The 13809-nt window shown below is 71.0% G+C and carries 15 protein-coding genes; 6 read left to right on the forward strand and 9 right to left on the reverse strand.

Annotation, left to right across the window (positions count from 1 at the left end; all coding sequences use genetic code 11):
• The first annotated feature begins 9 nt into the window (after window positions 1–9).
• The gene (locus tag AB0B94_RS11510) at window positions 10–954 is read left to right on the forward strand and encodes an acyltransferase domain-containing protein (protein ID WP_357272202.1); all 945 of its coding nucleotides are present in this window, start codon (window positions 10–12) and stop codon (window positions 952–954) included.
• Here the strand turns inward: AB0B94_RS11510 and AB0B94_RS11515 are convergent.
• Window positions 951–1337 (reverse strand): nuclear transport factor 2 family protein, encoded by a 387-nt coding sequence (locus tag AB0B94_RS11515; RefSeq protein ID WP_357272218.1) that lies wholly within the window; start codon window positions 1335–1337, stop codon window positions 951–953. The two genes, AB0B94_RS11510 and AB0B94_RS11515, sit on opposite strands and share 4 nt — an antisense overlap.
• Window positions 1338–1418: 81 nt before the next feature.
• On the opposite strand from AB0B94_RS11515, the gene AB0B94_RS11520 reads away from it, so the two are divergent.
• The gene (locus AB0B94_RS11520) at window positions 1419–2186 is read left to right on the forward strand and encodes a helix-turn-helix transcriptional regulator (RefSeq protein ID WP_357272231.1); all 768 of its coding nucleotides are present in this window, start codon (window positions 1419–1421) and stop codon (window positions 2184–2186) included.
• 45 nt (window positions 2187–2231) lie between these two features.
• On the opposite strand, the gene AB0B94_RS11525 is transcribed toward AB0B94_RS11520, so the two are convergent.
• Both AB0B94_RS11525 and AB0B94_RS11530 read right to left on the reverse strand, forming a co-directional pair.
• Window positions 2232–5063, reverse strand: a complete 2832-nt coding sequence (locus tag AB0B94_RS11525) for a PQQ-dependent sugar dehydrogenase (protein ID WP_357272255.1) — start codon at window positions 5061–5063, stop codon at window positions 2232–2234.
• An 86-nt stretch (window positions 5064–5149) separates the two neighbouring features.
• A complete protein-coding gene (locus tag AB0B94_RS11530; protein ID WP_357273855.1) occupies window positions 5150–6289 on the reverse strand; it encodes a ThuA domain-containing protein in 1140 nt (379 codons plus the stop codon).
• Between the two features lie 354 nt (window positions 6290–6643).
• Between AB0B94_RS11530 and AB0B94_RS11535 the strand changes: the two genes are divergently transcribed.
• A complete protein-coding gene (locus tag AB0B94_RS11535) occupies window positions 6644–6991 on the forward strand; it encodes a hypothetical protein (RefSeq protein WP_357272271.1) in 348 nt (115 codons plus the stop codon).
• 42 nt (window positions 6992–7033) lie between these two features.
• On the opposite strand, the gene AB0B94_RS11540 is transcribed toward AB0B94_RS11535, so the two are convergent.
• Entirely contained in the window at window positions 7034–7738 is a 705-nt protein-coding gene (locus AB0B94_RS11540) for an alpha/beta hydrolase (RefSeq protein ID WP_357272295.1), read from the reverse strand.
• A 354-nt stretch (window positions 7739–8092) separates the two neighbouring features.
• On the reverse strand, window positions 8093–8836 hold the full coding sequence (locus AB0B94_RS11545; RefSeq protein WP_357272315.1) for a methyltransferase domain-containing protein: 744 nt from the start codon (window positions 8834–8836) through the stop codon (window positions 8093–8095).
• A gap of 62 nt (window positions 8837–8898) precedes the next feature.
• Between AB0B94_RS11545 and mug the strand changes: the two genes are divergently transcribed.
• A complete protein-coding gene (gene mug / locus AB0B94_RS11550; protein WP_357272329.1) occupies window positions 8899–9468 on the forward strand; it encodes a G/U mismatch-specific DNA glycosylase in 570 nt (189 codons plus the stop codon).
• Here mug and AB0B94_RS11555 read toward each other — a convergent pair.
• Both AB0B94_RS11555 and AB0B94_RS11560 read right to left on the reverse strand, forming a co-directional pair.
• Window positions 9465–9968: an SRPBCC family protein gene (locus AB0B94_RS11555; protein ID WP_357272352.1), complete on the reverse strand. Its 504-nt coding sequence runs from the start codon at window positions 9966–9968 to the stop codon at window positions 9465–9467. The genes mug and AB0B94_RS11555 overlap by 4 nt on opposite strands.
• Window positions 9965–10327 (reverse strand): metalloregulator ArsR/SmtB family transcription factor, encoded by a 363-nt coding sequence (locus AB0B94_RS11560; protein WP_357272378.1) that lies wholly within the window; start codon window positions 10325–10327, stop codon window positions 9965–9967. Before AB0B94_RS11560 ends, AB0B94_RS11555 begins: the two co-directional genes overlap by 4 nt.
• 111 nt (window positions 10328–10438) lie before the next feature.
• Between AB0B94_RS11560 and AB0B94_RS11565 the strand changes: the two genes are divergently transcribed.
• Window positions 10439–11539 carry an ionic transporter y4hA gene (locus tag AB0B94_RS11565; RefSeq protein ID WP_238672322.1) on the forward strand — a complete coding sequence of 367 codons (1101 nt, stop codon included), beginning with the start codon at window positions 10439–10441 and terminating at the stop codon, window positions 11537–11539.
• Between the two features lie 47 nt (window positions 11540–11586).
• Here the strand turns inward: AB0B94_RS11565 and AB0B94_RS11570 are convergent, their stop codons facing one another.
• Both AB0B94_RS11570 and AB0B94_RS11575 read right to left on the reverse strand, forming a co-directional pair.
• On the reverse strand, window positions 11587–12843 hold the full coding sequence (locus AB0B94_RS11570; protein WP_357272407.1) for a DUF6596 domain-containing protein: 1257 nt from the start codon (window positions 12841–12843) through the stop codon (window positions 11587–11589).
• A gap of 3 nt (window positions 12844–12846) precedes the next feature.
• Window positions 12847–13239, reverse strand: a complete 393-nt coding sequence (locus AB0B94_RS11575) for a YciI family protein (protein WP_357273860.1) — start codon at window positions 13237–13239, stop codon at window positions 12847–12849.
• Window positions 13240–13459: 220 nt separating this feature from the next.
• On the opposite strand from AB0B94_RS11575, the gene AB0B94_RS11580 reads away from it, so the two are divergent.
• Entirely contained in the window at window positions 13460–13669 is a 210-nt protein-coding gene (locus tag AB0B94_RS11580) for a hypothetical protein (protein WP_357272417.1), read from the forward strand.
• Window positions 13670–13809: the final 140 nt, after the last annotated feature.

The raw sequence follows: 13809 nt of genomic DNA on the forward strand, positions 1-13809 counted from the left end.
GTCGGCGGCGTGGATCTGGACGATATCGCCGCCCGGCTCGCGGTGCCCGTCGAGGAGGTCGACCGCGTGCACCGGCTCGCCGGTGACTGGCCGTCAGCTCCGTTGCCCGCCACCGCCGACGCGCCCACCATCCTCGACCGGCTCGCCGTGCGGCCGGACGACGCCGCCGACATCATGGCGGGCTGGCCCGAACCCGACTCTCCGCACTGGACTCCGGAGCTGCGCTGGCTGCTCGACCGCTCGATCGCCCTGGTCCGCGCCGACCTCGCCGGCTACGACTGGCTGTCGCCCGGCCCGGAGCTGCCGCGAGAGCGAGGGCCCGCCTGGCGGCACCTCTACGTGTACGCGTACCTGGCCCTAATCGACGTGGTGCGCGGTTACCACAGCGACCACGGCGTCCCCGATGCCGTGACCTGGGTGACCCTGGCTGACCTGGGCCGCAACCTCGCCGTCGACCGACGGATGCGCGGCGAGGGTTGGCCGATCATGCAGAGCTGGCTGACGCTGCACTCGCGCGGCAGCGTCTACGAGCTGGGTCGGCTGCAACACCAGCGCGGTGACGGTGCCATCGGCCTGCACGTCCCCGAGTCGGGGCCGTTGACCCCGGAGGCGATCGAGGCGTCCCTCGACGAGGCCCGCGCGTTCTTTCCCCGGCACTTTCCCGACGAGCGCTACACAGCGTTCTCCTGTGCCTCGTGGCTGCTCGACCCGCAGCTGCGCGATTACCTTCCCGAGGACTCCAACATCGTGCGGTTCCAGCGCCGGTTCGAGTTGGAGCCCTACGACGAGTCCGCGGGGCCGGACGCCGACATCGAGGTGCTGCGGTTCGGGTTCCGGACCCTGACCACGCCGCTCGACGAACTGCCGCGCCGCACTGCGCTCCAGCGCGCGATCATCGACCATCTGCGGGCCGGCGGCCACTGGCACTGGCGCCACGGCCGCTTCCCGATCTAGACACCCGCGTTCCACCACGCGCCGTTGGCGGCCGCCTGGCCTGCCGGTTCGATGACTTCCCACGCCTGCGCGATGAGTCCGCCGGCGATCCGCAGGACGTCGACCACCACGATCTCCGGCCCTGCGTCGGGGAGTCGGCGTCGTGAGTGCACCACGACGTGGTCACCGTCGGCCAGCAGGTGCAGGATGTCGACCCGCATGCCGGCGGTCGGGCCCAGTGCGGCGCGGACCGCGGCGAGCCACTGCGCCCTGGTGGAGGTCGTCGAATCCGACCGGTGATGGGTGAAGTCCTCGCTCAGGTACGAGGCGAGCGTGTCGACGTCGCCGGTGTCGACAAGCCCCGCCAACGCACGTCCGACGATGCTCTTGTTCTCGGTCGTCATGGCCGCAAGTGTTTCCCCGGCCTCGTGCGCTTGTCGATGACATCGCACTTCATGGCGCCCGGAGCGACGATGAGTAGGCTCATGATCATGTATGCGGTCGGGGAACTCCTGCGGCAGTGGCGCAAGCGCCGAGGGCTCAGCCAACTTGACCTGGCGATCGCCGCGGATGTCTCGGCCCGGCACGTCAGCCTGGTCGAGACCGGCAGGTCCACGCCGAGCGCCGACATGATCATCCGGCTCGCCGACCAGCTCCACGTGCCGCTGCGTGACCGCAACCAGCTGTTGCTCGCCGCCGGCTTCGCACCCCGGTACGCGCAGCGCCCGCTCGACGACACCGCCCTGTCGGGCGCCCTCGACGCGGTCCGCAGGGTGCTCCAGGCGCACGAGCCGTATCCGGCGCTGGTCTTCGACCGCCGCTGGAACATCGTCATGACCAACAGCGCGGTCGACCCGTTCTTCGCGTACGCGGCGCCCGATCTGTTGCGCCCACCGGTGAACCTGGTTCGGCTGGGTCTGCACCCGCGCGGGCTCGCCCCCCTGGTCGTCAACCTGGCGGACGTGCGGGCGGTGTTCCGCAGCCGGATCTCGCGTCAGCTCGCCGCCGCTCCCGACGCGGAACTCGCGGCGCTCTACGACGAACTGCTGAACCCGCTGCCCGAGGAGCCGCCGGACCAACGGGTCGACGCCGACGTGGTGATCCCGATGATCCTGCGCATCGGTGGGCGCGAGCTGCGGCTGTTCTCGACCATCACCACGTTCGGCACCCCGATGGACATCACCATCGAGGAGATCGCTGTGGAGTCCTACTACCCGGCGGACCAGCAGAGCGCCGCCTACTTCACACGGTAGGGCCCGGCCTGGTCACCGACCAGACCGGGCCCCACCACTCGTTCGTCAGCCAGTGGTCAGGATGAACCTCTCCCAGGAGCCAACCGAGGCGCGGTTGGCGATGAGCGATCCCGCCCCGGCGTTCTCGGCGGCCACGATCTGGTTGTTGATCGTGGCGCGCAGACTGACCGTTCCGTCGGAGTTGTTGATGAGCTGGAAGGTCTCCCACGCACCCACGGACGTGCGGTTGGCGATCAACGGCTCCGCGCCCGCGTTCTCCGCGGAGACGTAGAGCCCGTTGGCGCGCGACCGCAGGGCGATGGTGCCGTTGCCGGCGTCCACCCGGTCGAACTGCTCGGTCGTGCTGACGCTGGCCTTGTTGGCGATCAGTGCCGTGGTGCCGACCGCCGACACGTACTGGTTGTTGACCTGCGCCCGCAGGGTGCTCGCCGGTGAGCTGCTACCGGTGCCGGTCGCGAAGGTGAACGCGTCGACGTCGAACAGGTAGCCGGACCCACCCTTGAAGACCAGATACAACGTCGTCGACGCGGTGGGTGGGTTGCTGATCGTGCCGGACGCCTCGACGAAGGTCTCCCAGTTGCCCGTCACCGGCACCGTGACGGTGCCCAGCAGGCTTCCGGTGGCCGACCCGGCCCGGACCTCGATGGTGCCACCGGCGCCGGCCGACGACGCCCGTACGGTGATGCGGTTGGCGTTGGACAGGTTGTACGGCTGGTAGGAGATCCAGTCGTTGTTCTCGATGAATCCGGCCGTGCGGCCACCCTCGGCGCTGGTGTGGTCGGTGGCCTGGACACCGGACTGGGCGCCGAAGTGCTCACCCTGGCGGTGCTTCGGTTGCAACGTCTTGATGCTGTGCGTGGTCAGCCCGCCGTTGTCGGTGTACGCGGCGTCGAACACCCCGTAGATGTTGGCGGCCGAGTCATGCTCACCGTCGGTCGGCAAGGTGATCGAGCCACTGCACCCGTTCTTCGAGGTGATCTGGTGGGCGTGGCTGTCGTGGCCCAGCGCGTACGTCAGGCTCACCTTGGAGCAGTCGATGGTGCCGTCCTGCGGGTCGCTCACCGAGATCTGGTACGCCACCGTGTCACCGAAGGTGAACAGTTGCCCGTCGTTGGGCGTGGTGAGGGACACCGTCGGTGCGGTGTTGCCCACGGTGACGATCAGGCTCGCCGTGCCGGACAGGCCGGTCGGGTCGGTGACCTTCAGGGTGGGGCTGTACGAGCCGTTCGTGGTGTACGTCTTGGTGGGGTTCGCCGCCGTCGACGTGGTGCCGTCGCCGAAGGTCCACAGGTAGCTGAGCGCGCCGCCCTCGGGGTCGGAACTGCCGGCCGAGGAGAAGTTGACGGTCAGCGGGTTGGCCCCCGACGTGGGGTTGGCCGAGGCGACAGCGATCGGGTTGCGGTTGCCACCACCGATGTACTCGATCCGGAACAGCGCCTGGTTGTTCGAGCCGGTGCCGTAGTCCAGCACGTAGAGCGCGCCGTCCGGGCCGAAGGCCATGTCCATGACCTGCGTGCCGCTCCACGGGAAGTTGGAGATCTCCCCGCGCGAGCCGTCGGAGTTGACCTTGATGGCCTTGATCCAACGGCGGCCGTACTCGCCGGCGAAGAACTGGCCGTCCAGCGACTGCGGGAACTTGATGCTGGAGTTGAGCGAGGCGTTGTACCGGTAGACCGGCCCGCCCATCGGCGACTCCGAGCCGCTGCCGAACTCCGACGGCGAACCGGAGTCACCGGCGTACTTGATCCAGGCCGGCTTCGCCGCGGGCAACGTGCCGAGCCCGGTGTTGCGGAACGAGTTGTTTGTCGGCCCGCCAGTGCAGTTGTACTTGGACTGCGACGGCCCGGACGGGAAGGTGTATTCATTGTATGTTTCGGTGCTCGTGTTGCTGCCGGTGCAGTACGGCCAGCCGAAGTTGCCGGGCGCCGCGATGCGGTTGAACTCGACCTGACCCTGGGGGCCCCGGCTGGAGTTGGTGCTGCCCGCGTCCGGGCCGTAGTCGCCGAGGTAGACGACGCCGGTCGCCTTGTCGACGCTCATCCGGAACGGGTTGCGCAGACCCATCGCGTAAATCTCGGGACGGGTGTTGGCCGTGCCGGGCGCGAACAGGTTGCCCGACGGGATCGTGTACGTCCCGTCGGCCTGCGGCTTGATCCGCAGCAGCTTGCCCCGCAGGTCGTTGGTGTTGCCCGCCGAGCGCTGGGCGTCGAACTGCGGGTTGCGGTTGGTCCGCTCGTCGAGCGGCGCGTAGCCGGACGACTCGAACGGGTTGGTGTCGTCGCCGGTGGTCAGGTACAGGTTGCCGGCGGCGTCGAAGTCCAGGTCGCCGCCGACGTGGCAGCACTGCCCACGGTCATTGGCGACCTGGAGCACGATCTTCTCGCTGCCCAGGTTGAGCGTGTCGTCGCTGTTGAGGGTGAACCGCGACAGCCGCAGGTGCCCCTTCCACCGGTCCCAGTCAGACTGCGAACCGGTGGTCGGGGCGTCCCCGGACGGGGTGCTCAACGTGGGCGAGTAGTACAGGTAGATCCACCGGTTGGTGGCGAAGCCGGGGTCGACGGCGACGCCCTGCAACCCCTCCTCGTCGTGGGTGTAGACCGACAGGGTGCCGGAGACCTTGGTGTTGCCGGCCACGTCGGTGACCCGTAGGACACCGTTGCGGGCGGTGTGCAGCACCGAGCGGTTGGGCAGCACGGCCAGGGACATGGCCTCACCCAGCTCGCCCGAGCCGGTGGCGAGCTTGACCTGCTGATAGTCGGAGGCGGGAATCACCGCAGCCTGCGCGGTGGACGGTGCAGCCACAGCGAGGGCCGCGCTTGCGACGGTGAGAACCGCCGCGAAGAGCGCCCGGGGCCAGCGCCGGGGATACGAGAGCATGATCGTCCTTTCTCGACGACCGGGGGACGGGCGCGCGGGGGCGCGCCACGACCAGGTGGTGGTGGAGAGCGAGCGGGGGGGTCAGGTCAGTTGGTGGTGACCAGGTCGAACTTCTCCCACTGACCGATGGAGGTCCGGTTGGCGATCAGCGGTGACGCGCCCGCGTTGTCGGCGGCGACGTAGCGGTTGTTCACGGTGGCCCGCAGGCTCACCGTGCCGTCGGAGTTGCGGATGAGCTGGAACGTCTCCCAGGCGCCGGCGGTGGCCCGGTTGGCGATCAGCGCGGCGGCCCCGGCGTTCTCGGCCGCGACGTACTGCGAGTTGCTCTTGGCCCGCAGCGCCACGTTGCCGTTGGCCAGGTTGACCAGGTCGAACCGCTCGCTCGTGTTCACCGAGGTCTTGTTGGCGATCAGGGCGGTGGTCGAGTTGGGCGCGCTGACGTACTGGTTGTTGGCGCGGGCCCGCAGGGTGGAGCCGCTGACGGTGGGCGGCGGAGTCGTGGTGCGCGGCGAGCAGTCGGCAGTCACGGAACCCGCGGCGACCTGGAGGCCACCGAGCAGCATCCGGGTGAAGTTCGGGTCGGTGTACGACGCCTCGGTGTGTCCGAGGCCCGTGTACCAGGCACGCCCGCCACCGTAGGCCTTGCACCAGGTGATCGGGTGGTCGCCGTTCATGTTGCCGCCGCTGTAGGACGACTCGTCGAGGCTGGCCAGCACCCGCGCGCTGGACCGGGGGTTGGTGCGGTAGTTGTACCACTCGTCGGAGCGGACCCAGGTGGTGCCGAGGTGGGCGGTCGAGGGGTTGGTCTGGTCCTCGATCCGCACCGTGGCGTTCTGGATCGCCGGGTGCGAGTCGAACCATGCGCCGACCAGCGAGCCGTACCACGGCCAGCTGTATTCGGTGTCGGCAGCGGCGTGCACGCCCACGTAGCCACCACCGGCGGCGATGTACGACTCGAACGCGCTCTGCTGGCTGGCGTTGAGGACGTCGCCGGTGGTCGACATGAAGACCACCGCCTGGTACTGGGCCAGGTTGGAGGTGGTGAACTGGGCGGCGTCCTCGGTCGAGGTGACGGTGAAGCCGTTCGCCGAGCCGAGCTGCTGGATCGCGGCGATGCCGTTGGGGATGGATGAGTGCCGGAAGCCGGCGGTCTTGCTGAACACCAGGACCTTGGTCAGTGGTGCCGCCGAGGCGGGGGTCGGCAGTGCGACCAGGCTGGCCAGCATGACGGCCAGGCCGCTGACGAGTGCCAACAGGCGGGGACGGGAACGCATGGTCTTGCTCCTCTGCTGAGCGTTTACCTCAGGCTGTGCGCACGGGCAGGCCGGAGGCCGCGATGGCGGTGGTGCGGAAGCCGGGCCGCCGATGCTCGGCTGAGGTGGTGGTGGGGGTGCAGGGGTTGGGCGGCGACACCGGCCGAAGATGCAGACGTCCCACAATGGACGATCTAAATTCATCGACTGGCATCGTTGACGCAGTAAACCTCCGATGTCTAGGCCCCGTCAAGCCCAGGTGTTCCGGTCCGACTACGCCCGCGCAGGGCCGACGGCGGCGTGGAGGTAAGACGTATCGTCGGTGTGATGACCACCGACGAAGATCGAGAACGGCTCGCCGAACAACTCGTGGCGCTGCCGGTCCGCGAGCTGGTCGACGTCCTGCGCCGGGCCCTGCCGCACTACACAGCCGAGGCGTACGGCATGCGAACCGCGCTGACTCTGGCGAGCGTCACCTACTACGAGGACGACGTCGAACCGGGCCTCAACGTCGAACTGGTCGCCTGGCCGGACCGCGACCACTACGACGGGGGCCTCGGGATCGACCAGGGCCTGTGGGAGAACGGCCACTGCGCGCGGTGCGACATCGAGGTCACCTCGAATGCCAAGCGCGCGTTCTGCCCGTACTGCGGGTCCGCGTGTGCCCTGACCTGAGCACCACGTCGGCCGGCCGTCCCGCGGCCAGCTTCTGCCGCCCTACCGGGTGCCCCGGGTCGCCATCAGAATGAGGTCGGCGATCGTCTCGGGGTGGGTGACCATGGCGAGATGCGACGATTCGACCTCGATGGTCGTCGCGTTCATCCGATCGGCCAGGAAACGCTCCAGCTCCGGCGCGGTGGTGCGGTCCTGTGTGGAGATCGAGTAATAGCAGGGCCGGTCCCGCCAGGCGGCCGTCGTCGTGCGGCCCTCGAAGAGGTTCTTGGCGATCGGGCCCTGCACCGCGTAGAGAGCGCGGGCGCGGGTCTGCTCGATTCCCCCGGCGAAGTCGGCCAGGAAAGCGCTCTCGCTGAGCTGCGCGTACCCGTCGTGGTGCACGAGACCGGCGTTCGCCGGCGGGGTGGGGTACCTGGCCGCGAGCGCGGCGTAGTCCTCGCCGGCGTCCGGCGCGCGGGCGGCTACGTACACCAGGGCGGTGACCCTCGGGTGGTTGCCGGCCTCGCTGATGACCGTGCCGGCCCACGAGTGGCCCACCAGCACCGTCGGCCCGTCCTGCCGGTCGAGGGCGCGGCTGGTGGCCGCGACGTCGTCGGCCAGGGAGGTCAGCGGGTTCTGGACCGCGGTGACCGTCAGCCCGGCCCGCTGTAGCAGCGGGATGACGTCGGACCAGGAGGACCCGTCGGCGTACGCGCCATGGACCAGGACGACGTTGCGGGCGGGCCGGGCCGAAGACGTGTCGCTCATCCGAAAACCTCCGCCTGACGCCGTGCCGCCGCCCGGTGCTCGACGACAGCTCTCGCCCACCACTCTTCCCCACGCCGGTCGGGGCGGTGGGTCAAACGTCAAGGCTTCAGCCGCCACAGGGCGCCGGGTCCGGTGCGAGGGCGCGCCAGTTCAGGCAGTCCCGGTAGTTGGTGCCGCAGCGGGGACGAGGCCGACCACACGGGTGGGGTCGGCCGTGGTCGCTGTCGAGCACCGCCCGGGAACAGCCAGGCCAGCACGGCGCCGGTGGCCACGACGAGGCTCCGCCAACGCGCTGCGAGACGAGATCCGGCGTTCACCGCGCGCAGCGTGGCCAGCGGCGTCGACTGCGGGCGGTCACCGGCCGAGGACGAGGTAGCCGAGGCCGAGGACACCCCGGTAACCGCCGACGTACTGGCGCAACCTGTCGTCGAGTTCCGCGCGGACCTCGGCCGCGCGGGGATCCTCCGGGTACGCCAGCAGCCACTCCTGCCGGCCGGCCAGCCAGGTGGACTCGAAGTCGTCCCATTCCCGCTGGTCGGCGGTGCTCAGGTGCAGCAACCGCCAGCCCCGCTCGCGGGCGGCCTCGACCAGCCCGGAAAGGGTCGGGACCTCCGGACCGAAGATTTCGGCGATCTCGGCCGTGGGGGACCGTTCCCAGTACGCGTCGCCGAACAGCAGCCGCCCACCGGGCCGGACCACTGCGGCGAGGGCGTCGAGGGCGGCCTCGGTGCCGCCGAAGGCATGTGCCGAGCCGATGCAGAGGACCCGGTCGGCCGGCTCCTGCCAGGCCGCCGCTTCCCCCATCACGAAGGCGACGTGCCGGTTCAGCGACCGACCGGCGGCCAGCCGCCGCCCTCGGGCGAGCGCTGCCTCGTCGGTGTCGACACCGACGCCGCGCGTCGCGACCGGGCCGTTGACACCGCCGGCGGCGACCGCCCGCAGCAGCAGCTCACCCCAACCGCAGCCGAGGTCGAGCACCCGTGCGCCGGGGCGAACGTCGAGCCGTTGCAGCAGCACCGCGGCGTGCTCCGGCGAGAGCGGAGTGTTCCAGCGCATCCGCGCGTAACGGCTGGCGGCGAAGTGGTCGGTTGACTGCATCCGTTGAGGGTGTCAAGCCGTGCGCCGGGTCCGGCACCGGGGCGTACGGCAGGATCGGTGAGATGGACGCGGAGCGTGCGGGGCCGGCGCGGCGGCCGACCCCGCTCGAGGTGGCGGCGGCGGCCGGCCGGGGTCTGCCGGACATCATCGGTCCCGGGCTGCGCGTGCTGTTCTGCGGCTACAACCCGGGGCTGTACTCGGCAGCGGTGGGGGAGCCGTTCGCCCGCCGGGGCAGCCGATTCTGGCCGGCCCTGCACCGGGCCGGCTTCACCGACCGCCAACTGCAATCGTGGGAACGCGACGAGCTGTTGCGGCAGGGCCTGGGCATCACCAGCCTGAGCAACAGGGCCACCGCCCGCGCCGCCGAGCTGACGCCGCAGGAGCTGGTCGCCGGCGTGACCGGGTTGGCGGTGAAGGCCGAGCGCTACCGGCCGCGCTGGGTGGCGATCCTCGGGGTGACCGCGTACCGGATCGCCTTCGCCCGACCGAAGGCCGGGCTGGGCCCGCGACCGGACCGGCTGGGCCCGGCCCGGGTCTGGGTGCTGCCGAACCCCAGCGGCCTCAACGCGCACTTCCCGCTGCCGGCGTTGACCGCCGAGTTCGCCAAGCTGCGGCAGGCCCTCGACGCCTAGCCGGCCGTGGCGACCAGCCCCTGGTAGTAGGGCTGCATCGCCGGGTGGTAGTCGTCGAACTCCGGGCGGGGCGAGCCGTCCCGGGAGGCGACCAGCAGGTCCAGGTAGTACTCCCAACCGGCACCCACCTCGGCGATGCCCTCCACGCTGCTCAGGTGCTGCACGAACCGCAGCTCGGTGCTGCCGTCGGTCTCGGTCAGCGACAGCTCCAACAGCCAGCTGCCGTAGTCGTCGACCATCGACACGGCGAGGTGCTGATGCGGTTCGCACGCGTCGATGCGCACCTCGCACCAGGGTTGCTGCTCCTCGTACGCCATCTGGACCCGGATGGTCCGTCCGGGCCCGGCGTCGCCCTCCCACGGGCCGAACCAGCGGGCCGTACGCTCCGGCTCGGTCAGGCTGGCCCAGACGTCGGCCGCCGGGGCGCGGAAGGTCCGGGTGAGGACGAGATCGTGGCCGGTGTCGGTCTGAAACAGGCGTCCGGCGGGTGTACGGGTCATGCCGTTTGCTCCCTTCGGTGCTCCGCCGGGCCGCGGCCGCGGCGCTCTCGGCGGGTGCGATAGACCTCGGTCTCCAACGCGTCGAGGTGCCGGCCCCACCGGTCGGTGGCCGCGAGCGCGGCGAGCCAGTCGACCAGCGGGGCGAGCGGGCGCGGATCGAGTCGGTAGATCCGCTGTCGGCCGACCATCTCGTCGTGCACCAGACCGCTCTCGCGTAGTAGCCGCAGGTGGCGGCTGATCGCTGGTCGGCTGATCACGAATCGTTGGGCGATGTCACCAGCGGACAGCGACTCGTCGCGCAGCAGGGTCAGGATGTGCCGTCGTACCGGGTCCGCGATTGCGGTGGCCACCTCGTTCACCTGAAAAGCGTAACCGATGGGTTACGGGTTGGCGTGGTGAAGGCCCCGGACGGTCGCATGTCGCCGCGTCGATGGTGGGCACATGATCACTTGACCTGGCACTCTGTATGGATGGCAGCCCTCCTTCGCTCCCGCCTGACCGACTGGACGTTCGTCGTACCTGTGCTCGCCGTCCTGATATTGATGGTCACCTGGGGGCGGAGCCTGCCTGGGCCCGTCATCGTGGTTGTCGCGGTGCTGCTGGGCGGCGCGGTGCTCGCGGCGGTGCACCACGCTGAGGTGGTCGCCCACCGGGTGGGGGAGCCGTACGGGTCCCTCGTGCTCGCCGTCGCGGTCACAGTGATCGAGGTGGCCCTGATCGTCACGCTCATGATCAGCGGGCCGGAGAAGACCCAGTCGCTCGCCCGCGACACCGTCTTCGCCGCCGTCATGATCACCTGCAACGGAATACTGGGCCTGTCCCTGCTGCTCGGGGCGCTGCGCCGCCGCGTGGCGGTCTTCAACCCGGAGGGCACCGGCGGAGCCCTGGCCACCGTGATCACCCTGGCCACCCTGAGTCTGGTCATCCCGACCTTCACCACGGCCCGGCCCGGCCCGGAGTTCAGCCCGGCCCAACTCGCCTTCGCCGCCGTCGCCTCGCTGGCGCTCTACGGGCTGTTCGTGCTCGTGCAGACCGGCCGGCACCGCGACTACTTCCTGCCGGTCGACAGCCGCGGCCAGGTCATCGAGACGGAGGAGCACGCCAAGCCGCCAACGACCCGTGCGGCGATGGTCAGCCTGGGGTTGCTGCTGGTGGCGCTGGTCGCGGTGGTCGGCGACGCCAAGACCGTCTCGCCGACCATCGAGGCCGGCGTCGCGGCGGCGAACCTGCCGCACGCGTTCGTCGGCGTGATCATCGCCCTGCTGGTGCTGCTGCCGGAGACCCTGGCCGCCGCCCGCGCCGCCCGCCGCGACCGCGTGCAGACCAGCCTGAACCTCGCGCTCGGCTCGGCGATGGCCAGCATCGGCCTGACCATCCCGGCCATCGCGATCGCCTCGATCTGGCTGGACGGCCCGCTGCTGCTCGGCCTCGGCGGCACCCAGCTCGCCCTGCTCGCGCTCACCGCCGTGACCGCCGTCCTCACCGTGGTGCCCGGCCGGGCCAACGTGTTGCAGGGCGGCGTGCACCTGGTGCTGATGGCCGCCTTCGTCTTCCTGGCCGCCAGCCCGTGACCCGCACGGCCCGCCGGCTCGTCGCGTGACCCGCACGGCCCGCCGGCTCAGCCGGTGGGCGGTGGGTCGCCCGCGAGGCGCTGCGCGCGGGCGTTCAGGTAGCGCTGCTGCGCCAGGTTCGTCGAGCGCGCCGCCGCCATCCGGTACGCCTCCCGCGCCGCGACCCGCTCGCCCTCCAGCTCCCACAGGTGGGCGCGGGCGGCCGGCAGTCGAGGGTCGTCGGCGAGACGGGGGTCGTCGGCCAGGTCGGCGAGCAACGCCAACCCGGCCGGCGCGCCCCGGCTCATGGCCACCGCCACCGCGTGGTTGAGCGCCACCACCGGGTTGTCGGACATCCCGAGGAGCACCTCGTACAGCGCGGTGATCTGCGCCCAGTCGGTGGCCGCCGCGCTGGGCGCCTCGTCGTGCACGGCCGCGATGGCCGCCTGGAGCTGGTACGCCCCGACCACCCCGCGCGGCAGCGCCCCGGTGATCAGCTCGACCCCCTCGGCGATCTGGTCGGCCCGCCACCGGGAGCGGTCCTGCTCGGCCATCGGCACCAGCTCACCGTGCGGGCCGATCCGCGCCGACGCGCGGGCGTCGGTGAGCAGCATCAACGCGAGCAACCCGGTGACCTCGGGGTCCTCGGGCGCCAGCCGGCGCACCAGCCGGGTCAGCCGGATCGCCTCGGCGGTCAGGTCGGCGCGCAGCAACCCGGGCCCGGCGGTGCGGGCGTACCCCTCCGTGAAAATCAGGTAGAGCACGTGCAGCACGGCGGCGAGCCGGCCGGCGCGCTCCCGGTCGGTGGGCGGCGCGAACCGCAACCCACTGTCACGGATCCGCTGCTTGCCCCGACTGATCCGCCGGGTCATCGTCGCCTCCGGCACCAGGAACGCACGCGCCACCTCGGCGGTGCTCAGCCCGCCCACCGCCCGCAGGGTGAGCGCGATCTGCGACGCCGCCGACAGCGCCGGGTGACAGCACAGGAACAACAGGATGAGCGTGTCGTCGGCGTCCGCCGGCGGACGGTCGGCGGCGGGGGCGCGCCACTGCTCCGGGAGCACCCACCGGGCCACCGTGTCCTCCCGTCGCATCCGGGCCTGCTCGCGACGCAGCAGGTCGGTCAGCCGACGGGACGCCACGGTGATCAGCCAGCCACGCGGACTCTCCGGTACGCCGTCGCGCGGCCAACAGTGCGCCGCGGCGATCAGCGCCTCCTGCACCGCGTCCTCGGCCGTGTCGAAGTGCCCGTAGCGGCGGACCAGCGCGCCGAGGACCTGCGGCGCCAGTTCGCGCAGCAGGTCCTCGGCGGGAGTCTCCGGCACCGGTCAGCCGGCCAGGTCCTCGACACCGTCGAGCACCGGCCGCACGTCCACGTACCCACCGGGGGCGTCCGGGTCGACCAGGCCGGCGGCGATCTCGGTGGCCCGGTCGAAGCTGGCGCACTCCACGATTGTGTAACCGGCGAGGACCTCCTGCGTCTCCGGGTACGGGCCGTCGGTGATCACTGGTGCCCCCTCGCGCACCCGCACCCGGCGGGCGTGCACCGGCTCGCTCAGGCCCCGGGCGTCAACCAACTCCCCGGACTCGGCCAGCGCCTGGTGGAAGGCCTCCATGTGCTGGTGCATCGCCGCGATCTGCTCGGCCGACATCGCCGGCCGGTCGGAAGCCCGCCCGGACAGCACGTCGTAGTCCTGCTGCGACCCGTAGAGCAAAATCATGTACTTCACGATTCTTCCCTCCTTCGGTGCGGACACCACCCCGGCGCCCTCACCGGAAACGTCGAACCTCAACCTCCCGCCCGGACACCCCAACCACACCCGGTCTGCCTCCCAGCCGAACCGGTGATCGTGAAGTTGGCGTCGTGACACGCCGGGTGGGATGACGCCGACTCCATGATCACCGAGCGGCGCTGTGGTGGGTGGGGCCTAGGTTGGCGGGATGACTGTGGTGTGGGTGGTGGTGGGGGTCTTCGTCGTCGTGGCGGGGGTGGCGTTCGGCGTTGTGGTGCGGCGGGGGCGGGCCGGCGAGGTGGGGGGCGACGACTCTCGGGCTGGGCGGGCCGCTCGTGGTCGCCAGCACAGGTACGAGGCCGAGCGGCACGGTGACCAGGGTGACACGTGGCAGCGCGGTCGGGAGTCGGGCGGTTGAGCGACCCTACTGGCCGTACGAGCGGCGCAGCCGGTGGTTGAGCAGGTAGTTGAGGCGGTGGCGTGGGTGCGCCGCAGCCCGTCCGGGCCCACGGCACGTGAACCGTCCGGCCGTGCCGTGCGTGAAACCGGTGACGGGCG

Source organism: Micromonospora sp. NPDC048986, assembly GCF_040649335.1.
In the GTDB taxonomy this organism is placed as follows: domain Bacteria; phylum Actinomycetota; class Actinomycetes; order Mycobacteriales; family Micromonosporaceae; genus Micromonospora; species Micromonospora alfalfae.